Source organism: Candidatus Wallbacteria bacterium (assembly GCA_028687545.1).
Taxonomy (GTDB): domain Bacteria; phylum Muiribacteriota; class JAQTZZ01; order JAQTZZ01; family JAQTZZ01; genus JAQTZZ01.
The window spans coordinates 1-19,431 of the sequence record JAQTZZ010000004.1 but is presented as its reverse complement, the minus strand read 5'-3'; the positions used below and the strand labels follow the sequence as shown (position 1 = coordinate 19,431).

Genomic DNA, 19,431 nt, shown 5'->3' with positions numbered 1-19,431 from the left:
GGTTAGCAAAAAATCCTTCCTGCCTCAGGGGACTAACTTTTCCTGACAGAGAAAATCGGAGATCTCGGCAGCTACGACTGCATGTCCGGCCGGACTTAGATGTGTCGGGGCTTCAGGCTGTGTCTTGTAATCTTCAGGTTTCACAAGCTCCCGTTCGGGTAGATTCCTGATCCGGTCCAGCAGATCTAAATATGGAACCTTCAATTCTGTGGTGAGGTTCCTGAGTATTCGATGATATTCAAATTCAGGACGTATTTTTTCATAATCTGCAAAGTCAGCCAGAACTGGAAAATGGATGATGGCGAACTTGATCCGATTCGACCTGCAGATCCCGATAATTTCTTCCAGTGACTTCAGGTTTGCTGCTTTATCGGGATAGTATAATTCTATCCTGTTCCGGTAAAGTTTTCCTTTCAGGGATTGGAATTTCCATAACTCCAGGAAAAGAACCCGCAAAGAGATCAGGTGTTCGAGCAGGAAGTCATTGGCCGGACCCAAATCATACAGACCCGGTACAGGCTTGCTGTTCATCTGCCAGGCTTCGTTCCTGCCTTTTTTCAGGTCAATCTGGCTCACAGGCGGCCACATGTCATTGTTCACATAGGCAAGCAGCACCAGATCCGGAGCACTCCAGATTCCGTACCTTTTAAAATACTCCACTTCCTGCATGGTGTTGTAGCCAACGACCGAGGCGTTCATCACCACGATTTTCTTTCCCCCGCGCCTGTTCAAAATTTCTTCAAGCAGGAAAGGATAACCGGATGGCGGGTTGGATGAACCACCGATCGGGTCGCTGACTGAATCACCCAGCAGTAAAATTCTGAACGAATTATCGTCTCTGACAGGAAGGATATTCTTTCCATATATCCCAAGTTCATTGAAAGAGGAATGCTCCAGATTTCTCATGTATCCGAGGACAGGGTCGGTTTTTACGAGCGGCACCTTGTTCTGCTTCTGTGGGATTGACGGGTTGCTGAACATTCCCTGGTCCATCTCGACGATCTGAAAGTTATTCCAGAGCAGCGTAAGCGGCCAGCAGCGCAGCAGGAGTTCCAGCATCAAAACGCAGCAAATACTCGTGCCGAGCAGGAGCTGGAGGTTTTTTCGGTTCATCTGATGTGGAAAACCAGTTCTGTATCGCTCGCATCACAACTCACTTTCTGCCCCTCCCGGATCTCTCCTGAGATCACCTTGTAAGCCAGGGGATTCTGCACCAGCCGCTCGATCAACCGTTTGAGAGGCCTGGCACCGAATTGCGGATTAAAACCCTGTTCCGCGAGCAGCTTGCGGGCCTTGTCAGTAACTTCCAGAGTGATTTTGCGGAGAGCGAGCCGCTCGATCACCCGCTGAAGCTGGATGCTTACAATCTCGGCCAGATGATCGCGGCCCAGCCTGTTGAAAAAGACGATATCGTCGACCCGATTCAGGAACTCAGGCCTGAAGCTCTGCTTCAACACCTGTTCAAGCTTTTCTTTCATGGCTGCATCGATTTCCCCGGAATTTTCGAGCATCTGAGAACCCAGGTTGGAAGTCATGATGATCACCGTATTCTTGAAACTGACAACCCTCCCCTTGGAATCGGTGAGTCTGCCGTCGTCCAGCATCTGCAGCAGGACGTTGAAAACATCCGGGTGCGCCTTTTCGATCTCGTCGAACAGCACTACCGAGTATGGCTTGCGCCTCACGGCTTCGGTCAGCTGCCCGGCTTCCTCGTATCCGACATAACCCGGGGGAGCTCCGATCAGCTTGGAAACGCTGTGTTTCTCCATGTATTCAGACATGTCGATCCTGATCAGGTAATTTTCATCGTCAAAAAGAAATTCTGCCAGAGCTTTGGCGAGCTCGGTTTTCCCGACTCCTGTGGGGCCTAAAAATATGAAACTTCCCAGGGGTTTTTCCGGATCTGAGATTTCCGCCCTGGCCCGGCGGATGGCATTGCCCACTGCTTCTATCGCCTGATCCTGGCCGACCACCCTTTTACGGATGTTTTCCTCGATTTTTAAAAGTTTCTGTTTTTCCCCTTCCAGCATTTTGGAGACGGGAATTTTGGTCCATTCGGAAACCACCAGGGCAATGTCCTCTTCTGTAACTTCCTCGTTCAGGAAGCTTCCGCCTTCCCGCAATGAAGACAGCTCCCGCTCCAGGGTGGAGAGCTTTTTTTCAAGCAGGGTCAGCTTCCCGTACTTGAGCTCAGCGGCTTTGGAAAGATCATACTTTCTCTCTGCCTCTTCCATCAGGAACCTGTTCTTCTCGATTTCTTCCTTGATTGCCCCGATTTCTTTCAGTTTGTCCTTTTCAGACTGCCATTTCAATTTACCCTGATTCAGGTTTTCCGTGAGATCTGCCAGATCTTTCGCGATCTTTTGAAGCCTGTCTGCCGAAGCCGGGTCCGGCTCCCTGGAAAGCGCCTGCCGCTCGATTTCCAGCTGCAGAATCTTGCGTTGCAGCGTGTCAAGTTCCATCGGAAGAGAGTCGATCTCCATCCTCAATCTGGATGCGGCTTCATCGATCAGATCAATCGCCTTGTCAGGCAGGAATCTGTCGCTGATGTAACGGGAAGACAGTGAAACGGCTGCAATCAGGGCTGAGTCTCTGATTCTCACTCCATGGTGGACTTCATAACGCTCCTTGAGGCCTCGGAGGATCGAAATCGCTTCCTCCACTGACGGCTGATCCACCAGCAGAGGTTGAAAACGGCGTTCCAGAGCAGGATCTTTTTCAATGTTTTTCCTGTATTCATCGATGGTAGTCGCTCCGATGCAATGCAGGTCACCTCTGGCCAGCGCAGGCTTAAGCATGTTCGAGGCATCCATGGCTCCCTGCGCAGCCCCGGCGCCGACCATTGTATGTATTTCATCGATAAAAAGTATCACCTGTCCATTGGATTCAGTGACCTCCTTGATCACAGCCTTCAGTCTTTCCTCAAACTCACCCCGGAACTTGGTGCCTGCGATCAGCTGACCCATATCCAGAGCCACGATCCGTTTGTCCTTCAATCCCTCAGGCACATCACCGCGTACGATTCTGTGGGCTATTCCTTCTACGATCGCTGTTTTCCCGGTTCCGGGTTCCCCGATCAGCACAGGATTGTTTTTAGTCCGGCGGCAAAGTATCTGCAGGAGCCTCCGGGTTTCTTCCTCACGTCCGATCACAGGGTCCAGTTTTCCTTTTTTTGCCCTGTCTACAAGATCTATGCCGTACCTGGTTAAAGCCTGATATGTGTTCTCGGGATTCTGAGAAGTCACTCTCTGAGAGCCCCTGATCTCGGTAAGCACTTTATAGATGTCGTCTTCCTTCAGGCCCAGAGCTTTAAACTGCTCGGAAAGCTGGCTTTCGGAAACAGAGGCGAGCAGGAAATGTTCCACGCTTACATATTCATCATTAAGGCGCTCTGCTTCGGAAAAAGCTTGTTTCAGAGTGTCGTTCAGCTCCTTTGAAAGATAGACGCTGCCCAATCCTTCCACTTTGGGGAGTTTCCCGAGAAACAGATCAAGCCTTTTTTCGACTTCTGCTTCAGGAGTCCCGATTTTCTTGAAAATTGTGTGCAGAACAGATTCCGGATCAGACAGCAGTGCTTTCAAGACATGCGCAGAATATATCTCCTGGTGCCCCAGGCCTTCAGCTGTATTCTGCGCTTTTTCGACTGATTCCTGCATTTTCAGGGTCAATTTATCCAGTCTCATGGGAACCTCCTGTGATAGGGGACGTGTCCCTTTATTTTCTCAACTGAGTATTAGCAAATTGAATTCCAACTGGCAGGCACCCGGGTTTATGCAGACGGGGAACCGGCAAACTGTAGATAAATTACACAATCAGGTAAATTCCGCCTCATCGCTTCTGTTTTTCCTGTAGAAAATTGATCAGAAAAAACAGTGCAGACCCGATCAGAAGCCCGATTGCCAGGCCATTGAAAACCCTCACCAGCGAAATTGCCAGCGGGGTGTGAAGATGAACGAAAGTATTGAGGACGGAAATCTGGCCGAGAGTAGATAGGATCAGCAGGAAATAGCGCCAGAATCCCTTGAAGCAGAAAGCAGTCAGAAAAACAGGATATCCCAGCATGAATTCTTTGAATCTGGGACGGATGGACAGGCAGTTTTCCAGAAAATTGCGGATCCTCATCTCATAATCCGGAATATATGCCTGGGGAATGTTTCCACTTCTGATTATCAGGAGACCTATGATCAGCGTCACCCCACACAGAAAGCACAGGTTCAGCAGATTGATCGGCCTGTAAAAAAATTCGCGGATCTTTTCCTTGGATGAATATTGAAGGATCAGAAACAGAGCCAGCATGGCCACAGGAACGAGCAGTGCCAGTTTCACGCTCCTGAACTCTTCGATTTTCATGATGAAAACCCTGCTGTTGAAAAGACCGGCAATCAGAAGTGACCCATAGACAGTGATCAAGGTGAAAAAAAGAAGGTACCCCAGGACTGTTTTGTAATACTCCCAGGTCGTATGGGTCTTGGAAAGAGAATAAATTTTCTGAAAATGAAAAAAACCGAAGATCGGGAAAAAGAACGAGATGAATTGCGCCAGGATTTTTTCAAAATAATATTTTTCGGCAAAAAATGTCCCGCAGGCTAGAAGCATTGAGGATAAAACTATGATCACCAGTTTCCCGTTCAGGGAGAGTTCGATCAGAGGATCGATCATCACCAGGAAAAACATCATCGCCAGCACGGAAATCACCAGAATTTTGAACCAGGAAGGTGATTCCGGAACTGGTCCTAGAGGCTCGTTTTTCCTGATTGTCAGGGGTAGAAGTGTCCTTGAAAGAGTCTTCTTCAATAAAACGGCAAAGCTCTGATCCTGTTCAATTCCGTTATCTGGAAAAAGATGAAAAACCATTACCCTGACATTCCGTTCCCAGGCAGCCCTGAAATAGCGATGCACTAACGCAGAAGCCTTTTCCGGGCAGAAGATCTCTATCGGAGCCTCGTGTGCCCTGATCAACTGCGCTTCAAAAAGTTTGAAAATGATTCTCTGGACTTTTGGGTAACTGAATTCCTCCACTGCCAGTCTGACTTTAGCGGCCTTGATTCCTTCCAGTGTTTTCAACTGGTCTGGAGTCAGCTCCCCAGGCTCCGGCTGAAGATAGATTTCATCCAGGTCCTGAGATAGCCGCAGCAGGTCCTTCAGCACACTGGAATGGGGATCTGAAAAAGCCCTGAAATCCAGACAGGCGGCAGTCATGAATCCCATCTTCTTGGCGACCTGAAAGTCCTCGGCTGAAAAGAATAAAGGCAAATCCAGGAGATCATTGCCGCTCTTGACTTCCAGAAGATACCCGTATTTCTGGGAATTGTTGAAAGAGCGGAGAATTTCAGACAAATCGCTGAGCGAATCTGGTGGAAAATACTCCTGCAGGATAACCCGGATTTTTTCAAAATCTTCGCGCTTTTTGAAATAGACATACTGGTAGATTTCGGAAATCCTGGTCTTGCTGGAAAGTTCGAAGACCAGCGGATTGAAAAATCCTTCCATGGTGAATGACTTCAAGATTTCCCTGCCCTTGAACACCATGAGTGTTTCTTTGTTCTCAAGAGTCCTGAGCGTGCTCGGTGTGAAAATCAGGGTTGAGACAGGCACCTTTTCTGAAAAATTCTTCAGAAATTCGATTAGATCCAGGCCCTGCCTGCTGGCTTTCACCTCAAGTTCATTCACGAAATATGCGGTCTCGACGAAATTGTAATTCTGTTCCATAGTCATGCGCTGCAGCAGGTAATAAATATTGAAAAAGAAACCAAGAATAAAAATGATCAAAACTGCATGCCGGGTTTTCACTTTGGATCTCCATTTTTGAAAATAAGCTTTTCCGGCTTTGAGATGATCTGTTCCAACTGGAGATCGAAGGGAAAGTCGTTCAGATCAAGCACAGGGTTGATTCGGGACACCAGCTTGGAGATCATCATCTTGGGCAAAGGGATGGAGTTGAACTTGACTTTCCAGGGGATAAAATTTATTTTTTTCCTGTCAGCAAGTTCAAATTTCCCATTTATCATGAATTTTACTTTGACCTTGAGAACTTCTCCATACCCTTTCAGCTGAATTTCATTGTCAGTCAATTTAACAGTGGGTCTCTCCACGTGCAGCTTGCCTTCCCTGGTTGTCAGGAATTCATTGAGATCCTGTTCTCTGATTTCGATCAGGAAATCTATCTGTTCACACTTTTTCAGGATCAGGTCATTCTGATTCCAGAGTTTGTCCACGTCAATTACTGGATTATACATCACGAACAGAGCATGTTCGATTTTCAGCAGGTTGAAATGTCCATTCTTCATTTCAATCCGGGCAGATTTCAGTTTGCCCCCCAGGGTTTCGCTGACCTTCCCGAAATCTGCAGTTACTTCAACAGTTTGAGACTGCAGGTGTTCCTTCAGGGATTCAGTGATTTTCACCAGGTAATCGCGGCCATTATTGTCGACTATATCGTTGTAAAATTCCTTTGTGTATTCGGCAGAAACGTCCCTGCAGAGCAGTAGTGAAAATATCAGAAAAAACATCTTTACTGCGACAGACAAACTTTGTTCCTTCCGCTTTCCTTGGCTTCGTACATCGAGGTATCAGCCCTCTTGATCAGCTCCGCTGGATTATAGCCATGCAGGGGATAGGTGGCTACTCCCAGACTTACAGTGACGTGGAATTTCTGATTCGCGGCTTCATAAAAAAATTCCGTTTCATCAACCCGCTTGCGGATGCGCTCTGCCAGCAGAAGCGCTCCCGAAGCATTGGTTTCAGGCAAGACCAGTACGAATTCCTCGCCGCCGTACCTGGCAGCGAGGTCGATCTTTTTCCGCACATTGGCTCTGAAGACCTTTGCCACTTCCTTGAGCACAAAATCTCCAGCCTGATGCCCGTATGTGTCGTTGAATTTCTTGAAATGATCGATATCAGAGATGACCAGGGACAGGGAATGTTTGTAACGGATGTGACGGTCAAGCTCCTCTTTGAGAAAATCCTGAAAAAATCTGTGGTTGTGCAGTTTGGTCAGGCCATCCAGGTTGGCGAGCATTTTCGTTCTCTGGAAAAGTTCCGCGTTTTCCAAAGCCAGCGATGTCAGGTTGATCAAAATTGAAAAGGCCCTGATATCCTCTTTTTCGAGCTCACGCCGATCTTCCAGGGCGCTGATGTTCACCACGCCCATCACTCTGGCCTCATCCGGGCTGGAGAGCGCTCCAACCAGGACAGTGTTGACCGGGCACTTGGTAGCCAGTTCCTGCAGATGGAAATTAGACTTGATTTCTTCCGGGCTGAGAACCCCGGGACTGTTAATGACATATCCGAAAATCCCTGCTTCCTTGGAAAGCTTCGTCTTTTCCATGTCTTCCTTGCTCCAGTCCAGACCGGCCGTGAAAATCAGCTGGTCGTTGCCTGGCTCCAGAAAAAAAATCTCAGCCCGTTTAGCACCGATGATCTTTTTCATGCTTTCCATCAGGGAATTCAAAATAGCGCGTTTTTCCAGATGTGAGTTGACATTCTGGGCGTATTTTTCAATCATCAGCAGTCTGGACGAAAAATTCACATTCTGAATGTTCAGGGTTTCATTGATCTTCTTGGACTTCTCGAGATCGCGCTTGATACCGTAAATATCCTCTTCCAGCAGTTTGAATCTGGAAATTTTCGTCTGGAGATGCCGGTTTTCCACGAATTTCATGGTTACCAGAAAAGCCATCAGTACACAAATGAAAGCAAATAAAATCACCAGCGACATCAGCATGCTCTGGCCGCCTAATTGTTGAGTGATCAAAGAAAAGTAATGATTCAACACCTGCATTAATCCGACTTTGTTTGAGCGCAGCAGACTCTGTTGCGCCCGCCTTCCTTGGCGACATAAAGTCCACTGTCGGCATGCCTGATCAATTCCTGGGTTCTGGTGCCGTGTAAGGGAAAAGTTGCCACACCTATGGAGATCGTCACTCCCAGATTTTCCCCTTTATAGGAATATTTCTTGATCTCCACATTTTTTCGCAGAACTTCAGCAGCCTGCATTGCGCTGTTGAGATCAATGCCCGGGAGGACAGCGACGAATTCCTCTCCACCGTATCTGGCCGCCAGATCCTGCGATCTGATTGAAGTTTTCAGCACCTTTGCCGTTTCCTCGAGCACGAAGTCGCCTACCTGATGTCCATATGTATCGTTGAAACGCTTGAAATGATCGATATCGGTCATGAAGATCGAGACATTGGTGTTGCTCTTTTTGCATTTTTCGATCTCGCGTTCGAAGAACTGCTGGAAGAAACGGTTGTTGTAAAGCTTTGTCAATCCGTCGGTGTTGGCAAGTTCCACTGTTTTCGCATGCAGCCCGGCATTATTGAGCGCGAGACCCGACAGGATTGCGAGCAGGTCGAACATTCTCATGTCTTCGCCTGTTGATTTTTCCTGGTCCATATCCTCGATGTTGATTACTCCATTGACCTTGTTGCCGAGTTTCAGAGCAGCGCAGAGTATTGAGGGAACCTTGGCATTTTTAGCCAGTTCGGAAAGTCTGAAATCCTTCTTGATTTCAATCAAAGAAACTGATTCCCCATTTTGTGCGACATATCCCAGTATCTCTTCCCCAAGCGGGATTTCAAGGCCGATGGCTTCTTCCCTCTTCCAGCCGAAAGCCTCCTTGATCCTCAATGTCTGCTTGCGATCGTCCAGAAGCCAGAGCGAGCAGCGTTTGGCTTTGAAAACATTCTGAGTCTTATCTATGACTTCGCGGTAGATGGCTTCCGGTTCCAGCATGTTTCCCAGAACTTTGGAAAGCGACTGAAGGGCAATCGTTCTCGAAGAAAATATCTGGATTTTCTCCACATCCTTTTTCAATTGCTTCTCGGCATTTGCAGACCGGCTGTATGTGGCCTGCAAGGTCTTGAATTCCAAGTTCAACCTTTCGAATTCCTTCTGCAGAACACCTTTTTTCCGCTCCATCACAAGACCGACCAGCGGTCCTGAAACCAGCAAAAACACAATCTTGAAAATGCCGTCTTTGACGAGAATGGCCTGCAGAGCTGCGTAGATTTCCGACAAGGGTATTTCTCCGAGCCTGACTGCCTTCAGAATCGCGATCAGGGTCGCATGCGGAGAGAGCAGTCCCTGGGAATTCAGTATGATCAAGGCAAAAGCCAGCGAATACAGAATCGAAATTATGATCCCGCCCATCAGGCTGGAATTCAGGAAAATATACAGCAGCGGGATAAAACTGAGAGTGCTTACGATCACCGCCATCTTTCCATAGTCCCGTAAAACTCCCAGCAGGTTGTTGGGAGTCTCCAGCTTGCTGCCGATGTAGCTGACGAAATCAGGGTGACTGGCCACTTTCTGGATGAATCTACCCTTGAGTGGAGCAGAAACATCTTCAGAAACCTCCATATCTTTCGGGTTTCTGTAAATATTCTGCATAGTGGCGTATTGGTCGCCGAAGCCGGTCCATACATCTTCCTTGTCGTTGATGCTGTTCTTGAATTCCTGAAGAGTGATCATGTCCCGATCGAACATCGTGGAAAATTTTTTTGCGAGTCCGGTCGGGCTGTAAACTCTGAAATTAGCGTAAATTATTACGCTCACTGCGCAAAATATGATAATCGACCTTTTCATATCATCTCAGGCCTTCTTTTTAGTGAAAAAAGCGTACCTGCAAATCTCTAAAATGTCAATCTCAACTCCGACCCAGCCACTTCTTCAATCCATTCCTGAAACTACCTAGACAATAGGGATTTGTTTTCATCTGCCTGGCAATGACTCTCCTGACTACCTCTCTCTTGGTGCTCTCACTGTATGGACAGGAATTTTTATGCACTGTCACCCTTTTCACGTTTATAAAACGACGGATGGCAGCGGATTCAATGAAAACCAGCGGCCTGATCACGAGAAATTTTCCTCTGCAAAAGAGTTTTTTTACAGACAGCGCTTCGAATGAACCCGAGTAAAACATGTTCAGGAGGGTGGTCTCGAAAAAATCATTGAGATTATGGGCAAAGGCGATTTTATTGCAGTTAAACTCTACTGCGGCTTTGAAAATTTTTAATCTGCGTTCCCTGGCGCAGATATAGCAAGGCGAAAATCCCGGGGAATCAGCGATCTTCTGCTCGATCTCAGAGCGGGGCGCGAGACTGATTTTCAGTGAGAGATTCCTCTCTCCGGCGTAATCCTCAACGCTTTTCCTGCACTCCGCGTTCTCCCAGAGATCTACATGCACAGCGTATAACAGGATTGAAAAAGGCAGCCTCACCTGCCAGCGGAGAAAAAGTTCTGCCAGGGTGAAACTGTCAGCTCCTCCGGAGAGGCAGATTAGGACCCTGTCGTTTTCTGAAACCAGGTGATAGTCAGCGATGGCCTGCCCGAAGGGACGGAAAATGTTCTTTTGGAAGTTTATCAAGCTGTCTCCTTTTCTGATATTCATACTAATTCAGATTCGTAGGAATTGTCCATCGAAGCGCAATTGATCAAGGCAGGAAAATTTTCCGGTGCAGTGGTAATTTTTTTCAGCCCGCTGATTTAAAAACCTGAATCCAGGCGCCTTTTCTCCTGGCATGTTTTTTGCTAATTTAATTTCAAAGATGACCTGGCAGGAGGGAAAATGCCAAAAATTCTGTCTCTGCTTCTGGTGCTCGCATTTATGGCTGGAGCATTCGCTCAAGACAACCCCGTAGGCTCGAACCTAATCAAGGAGTTATACAAAGATACTGGCAAGGCGGTTGTTTACATTGACAGTGTACGATATGTCAAAACCCAGCGCTTCATCTCCCCTGATCCTTTTTTTGAAAAATTCTTCGGAAACATGTTCGGTGAGGACTTTGACGAATTTTTCCAGTCGCCTGACTATAACAATGTGATACCCAGGAAAGGACAGGGATCAGGTTTCATTTTCGATCCCCATGGATATGTATTGACAAATTCGCATGTAGTCAGCCAAGCGGATGAAATTACAGTGACTCTTTCGGACAAAAAAAAATACAAGGCAAAACTGCTGCACGAAGAACCAAGATACGATCTGGCCATTTTGAAAATAGATGCAGGAGAAGATCTTCCCTTTATCAGAATGGGCGACTCAGATAAAGTGGAAGTTGGAGAGTGGGTGATGGCGATCGGCAATCCATTCGGATTGGACCGGACACTGACCGTAGGTGTCGTCAGCGCTCTGGGCCGCAATCTCGCTCTGAGCAAAGATAAGATTTACTCGGACCTGATCCAGACAGATGCCTCGATCAACCCAGGCAACAGCGGAGGTCCGCTGATCAGCATGTCCGGCGAAGTCATCGGCATCAATACTGCGATCATACCTTACGGGCAGGGGCTGGGTTTTGCCATTCCGATCAATCTCGCCCGTCGAACGCACGAAGAAATCGCCAAGTATGGAAAAGTCCGCTACCCCTGGCTCGGGGTTTATCTGCAGGACCTGGATGATCAGCTGAAACAGGATTTCGGGGTAGACCAGGGGGCACTGATCACGGATGTGGTCAAGGATGAATCAGCCGACCTGGCCGGAATCCAGCGCGGAGACGTAGTGATCAGGTACAATGACAAACAGGTCAACGACGCCGCTACGCTCCAGGGTTACGTCCAGACCGCAAAGATCGGGGACAAAGTTGAGCTTGCGGTTGTCAGGAACGGAAAAGAACTGCCCCTGTCCCTGATTTTGAAAGAACGGTCCAATGCGCAACCGGAAAACACGCCCGCTTCGATAAAACACAACCCAAAGCCGGCGGGGGAAGGTAATATCGCTGATGTTCTCGGCATTGAAGTCGAAAATCTCTCTCCTGAAAAAAAATCGTCCCTGAAATTCAGAGAGCAAGGGGTACTGGTAACCAGGGTACTGAAAAACAGCCCCTGCGCTCAATTTCTCAAGCCGGATGATATAATTCTTCAGATCGGTGGACGGAAAGTCACTTCCAGGGAAGATGTTTCGCAGGCTCTTGCAGATTTCAAAGACAAGAAGTACCTTGTTTTCGTGGTCTTCAGGGATGAACTGACAAAATTCATCAGCATCAATCTCTAATCCATTGGAGGGATCTAATGCAACCGGATATCTCTTATCTGAATGAAATGGTAAAAAAAGAGCAGGTTCCACTGCTTTCAGTAATCAGCGAAGTCGGCCGGGTAATCGTGGGAAAGCAGGAACTGCTGGAACGCATGATGATCGCTCTCGTCTGTGACGGCCATCTCCTGGTGGAAGGCGTTCCGGGGCTGGCCAAGACTCTCGCGATCAGCAGCCTTTCACAGGCTCTGTCATTTACTTTCCAGAGGATTCAATTCACTCCTGATCTGCTGCCGGCAGATATCACAGGCACAATGATCTACCATCAGCAGAAAGGCGAGTTTATCCCTAAAAAAGGGCCGGTGTTCCATAACCTGATCCTGGCTGACGAGATCAACCGCGCACCAGCCAAAGTGCAGAGCGCGCTGCTTGAATCCATGCAGGAACGGCAGGTGACCCTTGGGGACAATACCTACCCTCTGCCGAAACCCTTTCTGGTGATGGCGACTCAGAACCCAATCGAGCAGGAAGGAACCTATCCGCTGCCCGAAGCTCAAGTGGACCGTTTCATGCTTAAAGTCCTGGTAGGATATCCTACCAAGAAGGAAGAAAAAGAGATCATCGCCCGCATGTCGGGATGGAATCCCCCGGAAATCAAGAAAATCAGCGGTCCTGATGACATCCTTAAAATCCGCAAGGTGGTTGACGGGATCTACATCGACGACAAGGTGGTGGATTATATCACAGACCTGGTCTTCGCAACCAGAAAACCCGAGGATTACGGGCTCAAGCTCAAGGGCATGATTCGTTACGGCGCATCCCCCAGGGCTTCCATCTATCTGACTCGCGGGGCGAAAGCCACGGCATTCATGAGAGGCAGGGGTTTCGTCACTCCTGACGACATCCGCCAGATCGGAGTCGATGTACTCAGGCACAGGATCATCCTCAGCTATGAAGCGGAGGCCGAAGGACTGACTCCTGACAATGTGATCAAAATGATCTACGACAAAGTGGAAGTGCCGTAAATGCTGCAGGTAGAAGAGATCTTCAAGAAAATCCGTAAAATCGACATCAAAGCCAGGAAGCTGGTGAGCGAGACGTTTCTGGGTACATATCACAGCCGTTTCAAAGGCCGGGGCATCGAGTTTTCAGAAGTTACGGACTATCATTACGGGGACGACATCAAGACCATCGACTGGAATGTCACGGCCCGCCAGGGTAACCCCTATGTGAAAAAGTACATGGAAGAGCGCGAGCTGTGCATCAATATCATGATCGACATCAGCGGCAGCCAGAACTATGGCTCAGGCAAATATTCCAAACGGGAACTGGCCGCCGAAATCGCGGGCGTGATCGCTTTTTCGGCAGTCCGCAACAACGACAAAGCAGGCCTGGTCCTCGTCAGTGACAATGTCGAGTATTATCTCCCCCCCGGAAAAGGATACCAGCATCTGTTCAGGATCATCCGCGAAGCACTTTTCTTTGAACCCAAGAGTCCCGGAACAAACCTCTCCCCTGGTCTGGAATATATCTCATCCATTTACCACAGGCGGCAGATCGTGTTCGTGATCTCGGACTTTTTCGGTTACATCCCGGACAAGAACTGGCTGACTACGATGCGCCGCCATGAGCTGATCCCGGTCGTGATCGAAGACATCAGAGAAGGGACGCTTGCTCCCAGCGGCATCCTGGAAATCGAGGACCTGGAAACAGGAGAAAATTTCCAGCTGTCTCTTCCTGCAGCTCATGGTCTCTGGCGGCAGACCTTCGAACAGAAGCGAAGTTCTCTTTTTGAAGAGTTCAGGAAGATCGGCCAGAATCACCTGGTGATCAGGAATGACGAAGAAATCGTTTCCAGGATGCAGGAATTCTTCGAGGCTAGAAAAAATTGAAAATGTACTTTCTTTTTTTTCTGATTGCAGCTCCATTGGCCGCAATGGCCGCAGAGGTCAATTTTTATTTTTCAACCCAGGAGATAGAACTGGGTAAGCCTCTTGAACTCATCCTCGAAATCAGGCACAGCGGGGACGAGGTGCTGACAGCCACGCCTGAAATCTCGGGTTCCCCGGAGGTCTTTGCCACAGCTCTGGAACCGGTAACTCAAACCATCAACAACATAGTCCTGGAAAAAAGGCCGTTTTCAATCCAGTTTTTCGGCGTGGGAAAACTAGAACTTTACCCGATCAGGCTTGAATTCTCAGAGAGCCGTGAGATTATCATACCCACCCAGGAAATCACCGTAAAAGGTGTGATTTCTCCTGATGAAACCATTGAAATCATGGACATCAAGCCTCCTCTTCAGGTCCCGATTCACAGTTCAAGAATCTGGCGGATGTTACTGATCCTGCTGTTGATTTTCCTGATCATATTTGCTGCTTACTGGCTGGGAAGAAAATTCAGACGCGGCGGGGATGATCCTTATGAAACGCTGCGCGATTCAAGACTCTCTCCTTACGACGAAGCCCGGGCGGCTCTTCAGAAGGCCTTCAACCTGCTGACCCTCGGGAAGTATACGCTGCTCTATTTCCAGCTCTCGGAGATTTTACGCAGATATTTCGGCCGTACTTACGGGCTGAATCTGATGGAAATGACTACCACTGAAGCTGTTGAAGCCCTCTCGGAAGATATCCCGGGCGAAATCAGGCAGGATCTGCAGCAGGCGCTCTCTTCCTGGGATTTGATCAAATATGCCAAGGCGGAGGTGGAAAAACCGCAGGCTGCAGCGGATTACGAACAGGTAAAACTGTTGATCGAAAAGAACCAGACCAGTGTTGAAGCAAGGAACAGAAATGATTCTGTCTAACTGGAAATTGATTTTTATTTTTCTGCCCATGCTGTTCCTCGTATACTGGAAAATCAAACGGGGCAATCAGAATCGGGGGCTGCGATTCAATCTTCTCTTCCGGATTTCGGAATCTTATTCGAAATTTTTAAGACGATTTCCACAATCCGCAAGAATTCTCCTGCTCCTGCTTGGCATGCTGGCGCTGATGCGGCCGCAACTGGTGGATGTCAACAAAAGCTTCAGCTCTGAAGGAATCAATATCATGCTGCTGCTTGACGTATCAGGCTCGATGCAGGCCAAGGACTTCTCCCCGAATCGTTTCGAAGCCGCCAGGAGTGTACTCAAGCAATTCATCTCCGGCCGGAAAAATGACAGGATCGGTCTGGTGGTATTCTCAGGTGAATCATACACTGCCTGCCCGCTGACCATAGACTACGACATCCTGCTCGATTTCCTGGACGCCACAGTGCAAGGTAAAATCGCCGACGGCACGGCGATCGGTGACGCGCTCGGGACAGCGATCAGCCACATCCGCAAAGCGCCTGGAAAAACCAAAGTCGCCATCCTTCTCACAGACGGGGAAAATAACGCAGGTTCAATCACTCCTGCCATGGCCGCGGACTGGGCACGCGACGATAAGATCAAAGTTTACACGATTGGAGTAGGCAGTGAGGCAGGCGCTACCATAGCGGTTACCGATCAATATGGTCGAGTAGTGGGACAGGCTGTCACCAAGCTGGACGAGGAACTGCTCAGGAAGATCGCGGAAACCACTGACGGAAAATATTACCACGCTACAGACAATCGCAGTCTGGCTGCGATCTACCAGGAAATTGACCAGCTCGAAAAAACCACTGTCACTACCAAAATTTATTATAATTATAATGAGCTTTTTCCCTGGCTGATCTGGGGGATGCTGCTGATCTGGGCTCTGATTTTCTATCACGAGGAGATCATGCTGAGAATACCATGAGATTCGATTCGCCGGAAATTTTATTTTTCCTTCTGCTGGTGCCGGTTTTCCTGGTTGCGATCTATCTCTGCGGAAAAAAGAAAAAAGAACTTCTGCAGCAGTTCACAGGCGATGTTCCACTCATTTCACATCTATCCGCTGAGCGCAGAACTGCCAGGAGGATTTTCAGGATCACCGCATTTCTGCTTCTGATTCTGGCTCTGGCCCGCCCGCAATGGGGACAGATCATGGTGACCTTGAAGCAGAAGGGAACAGACATCGCCTTCGCGCTGGACTGCTCCAGGTCGATGCTTTGCAAAGACCTCAAACCCGACCGTTTCCAGACCGCCAGGCACAAAATCAAGAATCTGCTTGGGAGATTGCTGGCCGACCGTGTCGCATTGATTGATTTTTCAGGCTCCGCAATCATCGAATGTCCTCTGACTGTAGATTATTCCGCCCTCGAACTGATCCTGGACGGCGCCAGCTCCGGAGAAATCAGTCCGCCAGGCACCAATCTCTCCGCTGTGCTCGAAAAATCGAGAGTGCTGTTTAAAAACAGCGGTGAAGGTTATAAAAACCTGGTGATCATAACTGACGGCGAGGATCATAGTGAATCGTTGAAAACCCAGATTTCCATGGCCAAGAACGAAGGGATCAGGGTATTTATTCTGGTTACGGCCAGCCAGGACGGCGCTCCTGTCCCGGTATTGAAGCAAGGTGAAATTGACGGGTACCAGAAGGATAAGGATGGGAATCTGGTCATTTCCAAACCTGACTGGGAAGAAATGAAGGAACTGGTTGAAAGTACTGATGGAAGATTTTTCCTGTCCTCCGCTCAGGATGAAGATGTGGACGAACTGGCGCGGGAAATTTCTCAATTGCAGAAACGGGAACTCAAGAACACTGTAAAGATCAGGAAAGAGGAGCGATATTACTGGCCTCTCTGGTTAGCCCTGCTCTTGATTCTGGCTGAGTTCATGCTGGGAGAAAGAAAAAATGCCTGGATTTAAAGCCTGTTTGGCTCTGACACTGTTGATTGCATTACCGCTGCAGGCTTTCTCGCTTTTCGAAAGTCCTGATGTCAAGGCCGGCAACCTGGAATACAGGAAAGGGAATTTCGATGAAGCCCTGAAATGTTACCTGCGGGAATCCAAACCAGGCGATTCTTGGAAATGGCACTTTAACCTGGGGGACACTTTTTATAAAAAAGGGGATTTTCAGAATGCCGCCACAGAGTTCGCAAAATCCCATGAAAGCGCTAATCAGAAGTTGAAGGCAGACTCACTCTACAACACGGGAAATGTTTTTTTTCAGCAGAAAGATTTTGAAAAAGCAAAGAAATGCTATATTGAAGCCCTTAAGAATTACCAGGATCGCGATTTCCAGTATAATCTGCAGCGGGCTCTGGAGAAGATCACAGAGCAGCAGCAACAAAAGCAGGACGACAAAAATCAGGATAAAGACCAGAAACAGGATAAACAGGACCAGAAGCAGGATCAGAATCAGGATCAAAAACAGGATCAGAAGCAGAACGATGCTCAGAACAAGGAAAATGAAGACAAAAAGGAGCAGAATAAAGACGAGCAGGAAAAATCAGGTGAGCAGAAGATGTCTGAACAGATCAAGGAGCAGTTTCTGGAAAGCCTGAAGAATAAGGAAAAAGAAGTCAAAGATAAAATGGATCAGAAAAAAGCCGAAGGTTATTATAATGACAAAGACTGGTAGTGTTTTTACTCTGCTGATGATTCTCTGCCTAGCAGCTCATGCCGAACTGGCGGTAGATCTGAAAGTCGGGAAAAAAATCGTCAAACTCGGCGAACCTGTTCTGCTGCAGGTGGAGATCAAGGGAAACGAGCGCATCCGAACTGTAATTCCTCCGAAAGGAGATAATTTCGAACTTGCCAGTCTGGGCACTTCTTCCAACATCACCATCGTCAACGGTGTGACTTCCAACAGCTTCAGCTACAATTTCTACCTCTATCCGAAAGTCCAGGGACTGATGAGCATACCGTCATTCCAGATCAATGGCGACTCAGGCACATATTCCACCTCCACGGTTGAAATCGAAGTAGTCAGCAACATGACCCCTGCAGCGCAGGCAGCCTCCGCTACTGCCGGGGCTCAAACGGAAGAAAACATCAATTTTCAGGTCATGCCTGCGAAAAGCAAGGTTTTTCCCAATCAACCGGTAATACTCAGATACCTGGTATACAGCAGGGTGAATTTCCAGAATCCGCAGCTGCTATCCGAACCGGACTTTTCCAAAGTCGTTTCGGAGAATTTCGAACAGACAGGAACCAAAGCCAGAGTCTCGATCAATAATTCGGAGTACTGGGAAATCGAACTGGGCCGCAGGATCATCTATCCGATCTCGCCCGGAACTTTCGCACTGACCCCGGCTCAGCTTCAGGTAAGCGTGGTCGCACAGCGCAGACAGTCCGGACCTTCGGGTTTCGATGATATCTTTGAAGACCTGGACAAAATGTTCAACGACAGCTTCTTCTCACCCTGGACTCAACTTGTGCCGAGAAGGCTCTCGAGTGCCCCGGTCAACATTGAAGTACTGCCGCTTCCTGACGAAGGCCGCCCCTCGGATTTTTCCAATCTCGTAGGGGAATTTCAGATCAGTGCCGAACTGGACCGTGCAGAAGTCAAAGCCGGAGACGCGATCAACCTGTCAGTGACCCTGAAAGGAAAAGGGAATCTGAAAGGATTCAAGCTGCCTGCAGATTTCGGCCCGGATTTTCAGACCTATGATTCAAAAAACAAGCTTGAAACTGAAATCATCGACGGTGAAGTCTATTCCAGGCTCAAGTATGAATATGTCCTGATTCCCCAGAAATCCGGAAGCCAGGAAGTGCCTCCCCTCTCAATCTCTTTTTTCAACCCCTATCAGGCGAAGTATGAGACTGTAAAAACCGGAACACTTTATCTGAATGTGTCAGGCAAAATTGCCCAGAGTGCTCTTGTTTCAAGCGTACCGATGACCTCTGAAGCTCCCAGGAATGAAATCAAAGTGCTCGAACACGACATCGCCTGGATCAGGGAAAAAAGCGAGCTCCGGAATCATGTCCCTGCGTATGCTTCCCTGGCACGAGTTGCCCTGGTTTTTTTCCTGCTGTTGCCGTTTCTGTCCTCCTTCTGCCATCGGATATTTTTCAGATATTACGGGAACCGCGACTGGGTCGCGCGTCATAAGGCACTTGAAAAAGCCCTGCAGGAAATCGCGATTCTGGAGAAAAGCTCCTCAGGCAACCGGAAGGAACTCTATTCAGGTCTGAATGAAATTTTCGGAACTTTCTTCAGAGAAAGATTTTCTTTCCCGAACTGGGCAGGCAAGGACCAGCTGGAGCAATTGTTATCAGGGGTCTCGATCCCCTCGGAAACCAGAAAAAAAGCTCTGAAACTGTATGAGGAGTTATGCCAGTCTGCCTATGCCCCTGAAACCCGCAACCAGAACCAGCTCAAGCTGCTTTCTGAAACCAGGGAACTGCTTTTGAAATGCAATCAGTAAAATGAGGGTCTGACGATGAAATTCATCCTGCTGCTGCTCGCACTCCTCTGCACCACGGCTGATTGCCTTGAATCGGAATCGGAAAAACAATTCCAGGACGGAGTCAGCCTCTACAGAGACAAAAAATATCCGGAAGCAGCCAAGGCGTTCCAGGGAATAGCGGATAGACTCCGCGACCCTGATGTCTATTACAATCTTGGGAATGCCTATTT

16 protein-coding genes are annotated in these 19,431 nt (G+C 48.4%); 9 read left to right on the top strand and 7 right to left on the bottom strand.

Annotated elements, in window-relative coordinates; translation table 11 throughout:
- Nucleotides 1–24 precede the first annotated feature (24 nt).
- The 7 genes from PHW04_02595 to PHW04_02565 form a co-directional block, all read right to left on the bottom strand.
- Nucleotides 25–1,113: an SGNH/GDSL hydrolase family protein gene (locus tag PHW04_02595; GenBank protein ID MDD2714764.1), complete on the bottom strand. Its 1,089-nt coding sequence runs from the start codon at nucleotides 1,111–1,113 to the stop codon at nucleotides 25–27.
- A complete protein-coding gene (gene clpB / locus PHW04_02590; GenBank protein ID MDD2714763.1) occupies nucleotides 1,110–3,683 on the bottom strand; it encodes an ATP-dependent chaperone ClpB in 2,574 nt (857 codons plus the stop codon). Before clpB ends, PHW04_02595 begins: the two co-directional genes overlap by 4 nt.
- 145 nt (nucleotides 3,684–3,828) lie before the next feature.
- Nucleotides 3,829–5,790, bottom strand: a complete 1,962-nt coding sequence (locus PHW04_02585) for a DUF5693 family protein (GenBank protein ID MDD2714762.1) — start codon at nucleotides 5,788–5,790, stop codon at nucleotides 3,829–3,831.
- On the bottom strand, nucleotides 5,787–6,509 hold the full coding sequence (locus PHW04_02580; GenBank protein ID MDD2714761.1) for an LmeA family phospholipid-binding protein: 723 nt from the start codon (nucleotides 6,507–6,509) through the stop codon (nucleotides 5,787–5,789). Before PHW04_02580 ends, PHW04_02585 begins: the two co-directional genes overlap by 4 nt.
- Before the next feature lie 2 nt (nucleotides 6,510–6,511).
- Nucleotides 6,512–7,678 (bottom strand): sensor domain-containing diguanylate cyclase, encoded by a 1,167-nt coding sequence (locus PHW04_02575; GenBank protein ID MDD2714760.1) that lies wholly within the window; start codon nucleotides 7,676–7,678, stop codon nucleotides 6,512–6,514.
- 101 nt (nucleotides 7,679–7,779) lie between these two features.
- A complete protein-coding gene (locus PHW04_02570; protein MDD2714759.1) occupies nucleotides 7,780–9,585 on the bottom strand; it encodes a GGDEF domain-containing protein in 1,806 nt (601 codons plus the stop codon).
- A gap of 61 nt (nucleotides 9,586–9,646) precedes the next feature.
- Entirely contained in the window at nucleotides 9,647–10,366 is a 720-nt protein-coding gene (locus PHW04_02565; GenBank protein MDD2714758.1) for an ATP-binding protein, read from the bottom strand.
- Between the two features lie 201 nt (nucleotides 10,367–10,567).
- On the opposite strand from PHW04_02565, the gene PHW04_02560 reads away from it, so the two are divergent.
- The 9 genes from PHW04_02560 to PHW04_02520 all read left to right on the top strand — a co-directional run.
- Nucleotides 10,568–11,986, top strand: coding sequence for a Do family serine endopeptidase (locus tag PHW04_02560; protein ID MDD2714757.1), 1,419 nt, complete (start codon nucleotides 10,568–10,570; stop codon nucleotides 11,984–11,986).
- 17 nt (nucleotides 11,987–12,003) lie between these two features.
- On the top strand, nucleotides 12,004–12,990 hold the full coding sequence (locus PHW04_02555; GenBank protein MDD2714756.1) for a MoxR family ATPase: 987 nt from the start codon (nucleotides 12,004–12,006) through the stop codon (nucleotides 12,988–12,990).
- Nucleotides 12,991–13,857, top strand: a complete 867-nt coding sequence (locus tag PHW04_02550) for a DUF58 domain-containing protein (GenBank protein MDD2714755.1) — start codon at nucleotides 12,991–12,993, stop codon at nucleotides 13,855–13,857.
- A 2-nt stretch (nucleotides 13,858–13,859) separates the two neighbouring features.
- Nucleotides 13,860–14,768, top strand: a complete 909-nt coding sequence (locus PHW04_02545) for a hypothetical protein (GenBank protein ID MDD2714754.1) — start codon at nucleotides 13,860–13,862, stop codon at nucleotides 14,766–14,768.
- The gene (locus PHW04_02540) at nucleotides 14,755–15,723 is read left to right on the top strand and encodes a VWA domain-containing protein (GenBank protein MDD2714753.1); all 969 of its coding nucleotides are present in this window, start codon (nucleotides 14,755–14,757) and stop codon (nucleotides 15,721–15,723) included. Before PHW04_02545 ends, PHW04_02540 begins: the two co-directional genes overlap by 14 nt.
- Nucleotides 15,720–16,715 carry a VWA domain-containing protein gene (locus tag PHW04_02535; GenBank protein ID MDD2714752.1) on the top strand — a complete coding sequence of 332 codons (996 nt, stop codon included), beginning with the start codon at nucleotides 15,720–15,722 and terminating at the stop codon, nucleotides 16,713–16,715. Before PHW04_02540 ends, PHW04_02535 begins: the two co-directional genes overlap by 4 nt.
- A complete protein-coding gene (locus PHW04_02530; GenBank protein ID MDD2714751.1) occupies nucleotides 16,702–17,430 on the top strand; it encodes a tetratricopeptide repeat protein in 729 nt (242 codons plus the stop codon). Before PHW04_02535 ends, PHW04_02530 begins: the two co-directional genes overlap by 14 nt.
- Nucleotides 17,414–19,219, top strand: a complete 1,806-nt coding sequence (locus PHW04_02525) for a BatD family protein (protein MDD2714750.1) — start codon at nucleotides 17,414–17,416, stop codon at nucleotides 19,217–19,219. Before PHW04_02530 ends, PHW04_02525 begins: the two co-directional genes overlap by 17 nt.
- A gap of 15 nt (nucleotides 19,220–19,234) precedes the next feature.
- Nucleotides 19,235–19,431: hypothetical protein (locus tag PHW04_02520; protein MDD2714749.1), on the top strand; the 197-nt coding region annotated here is incomplete at its 3' end.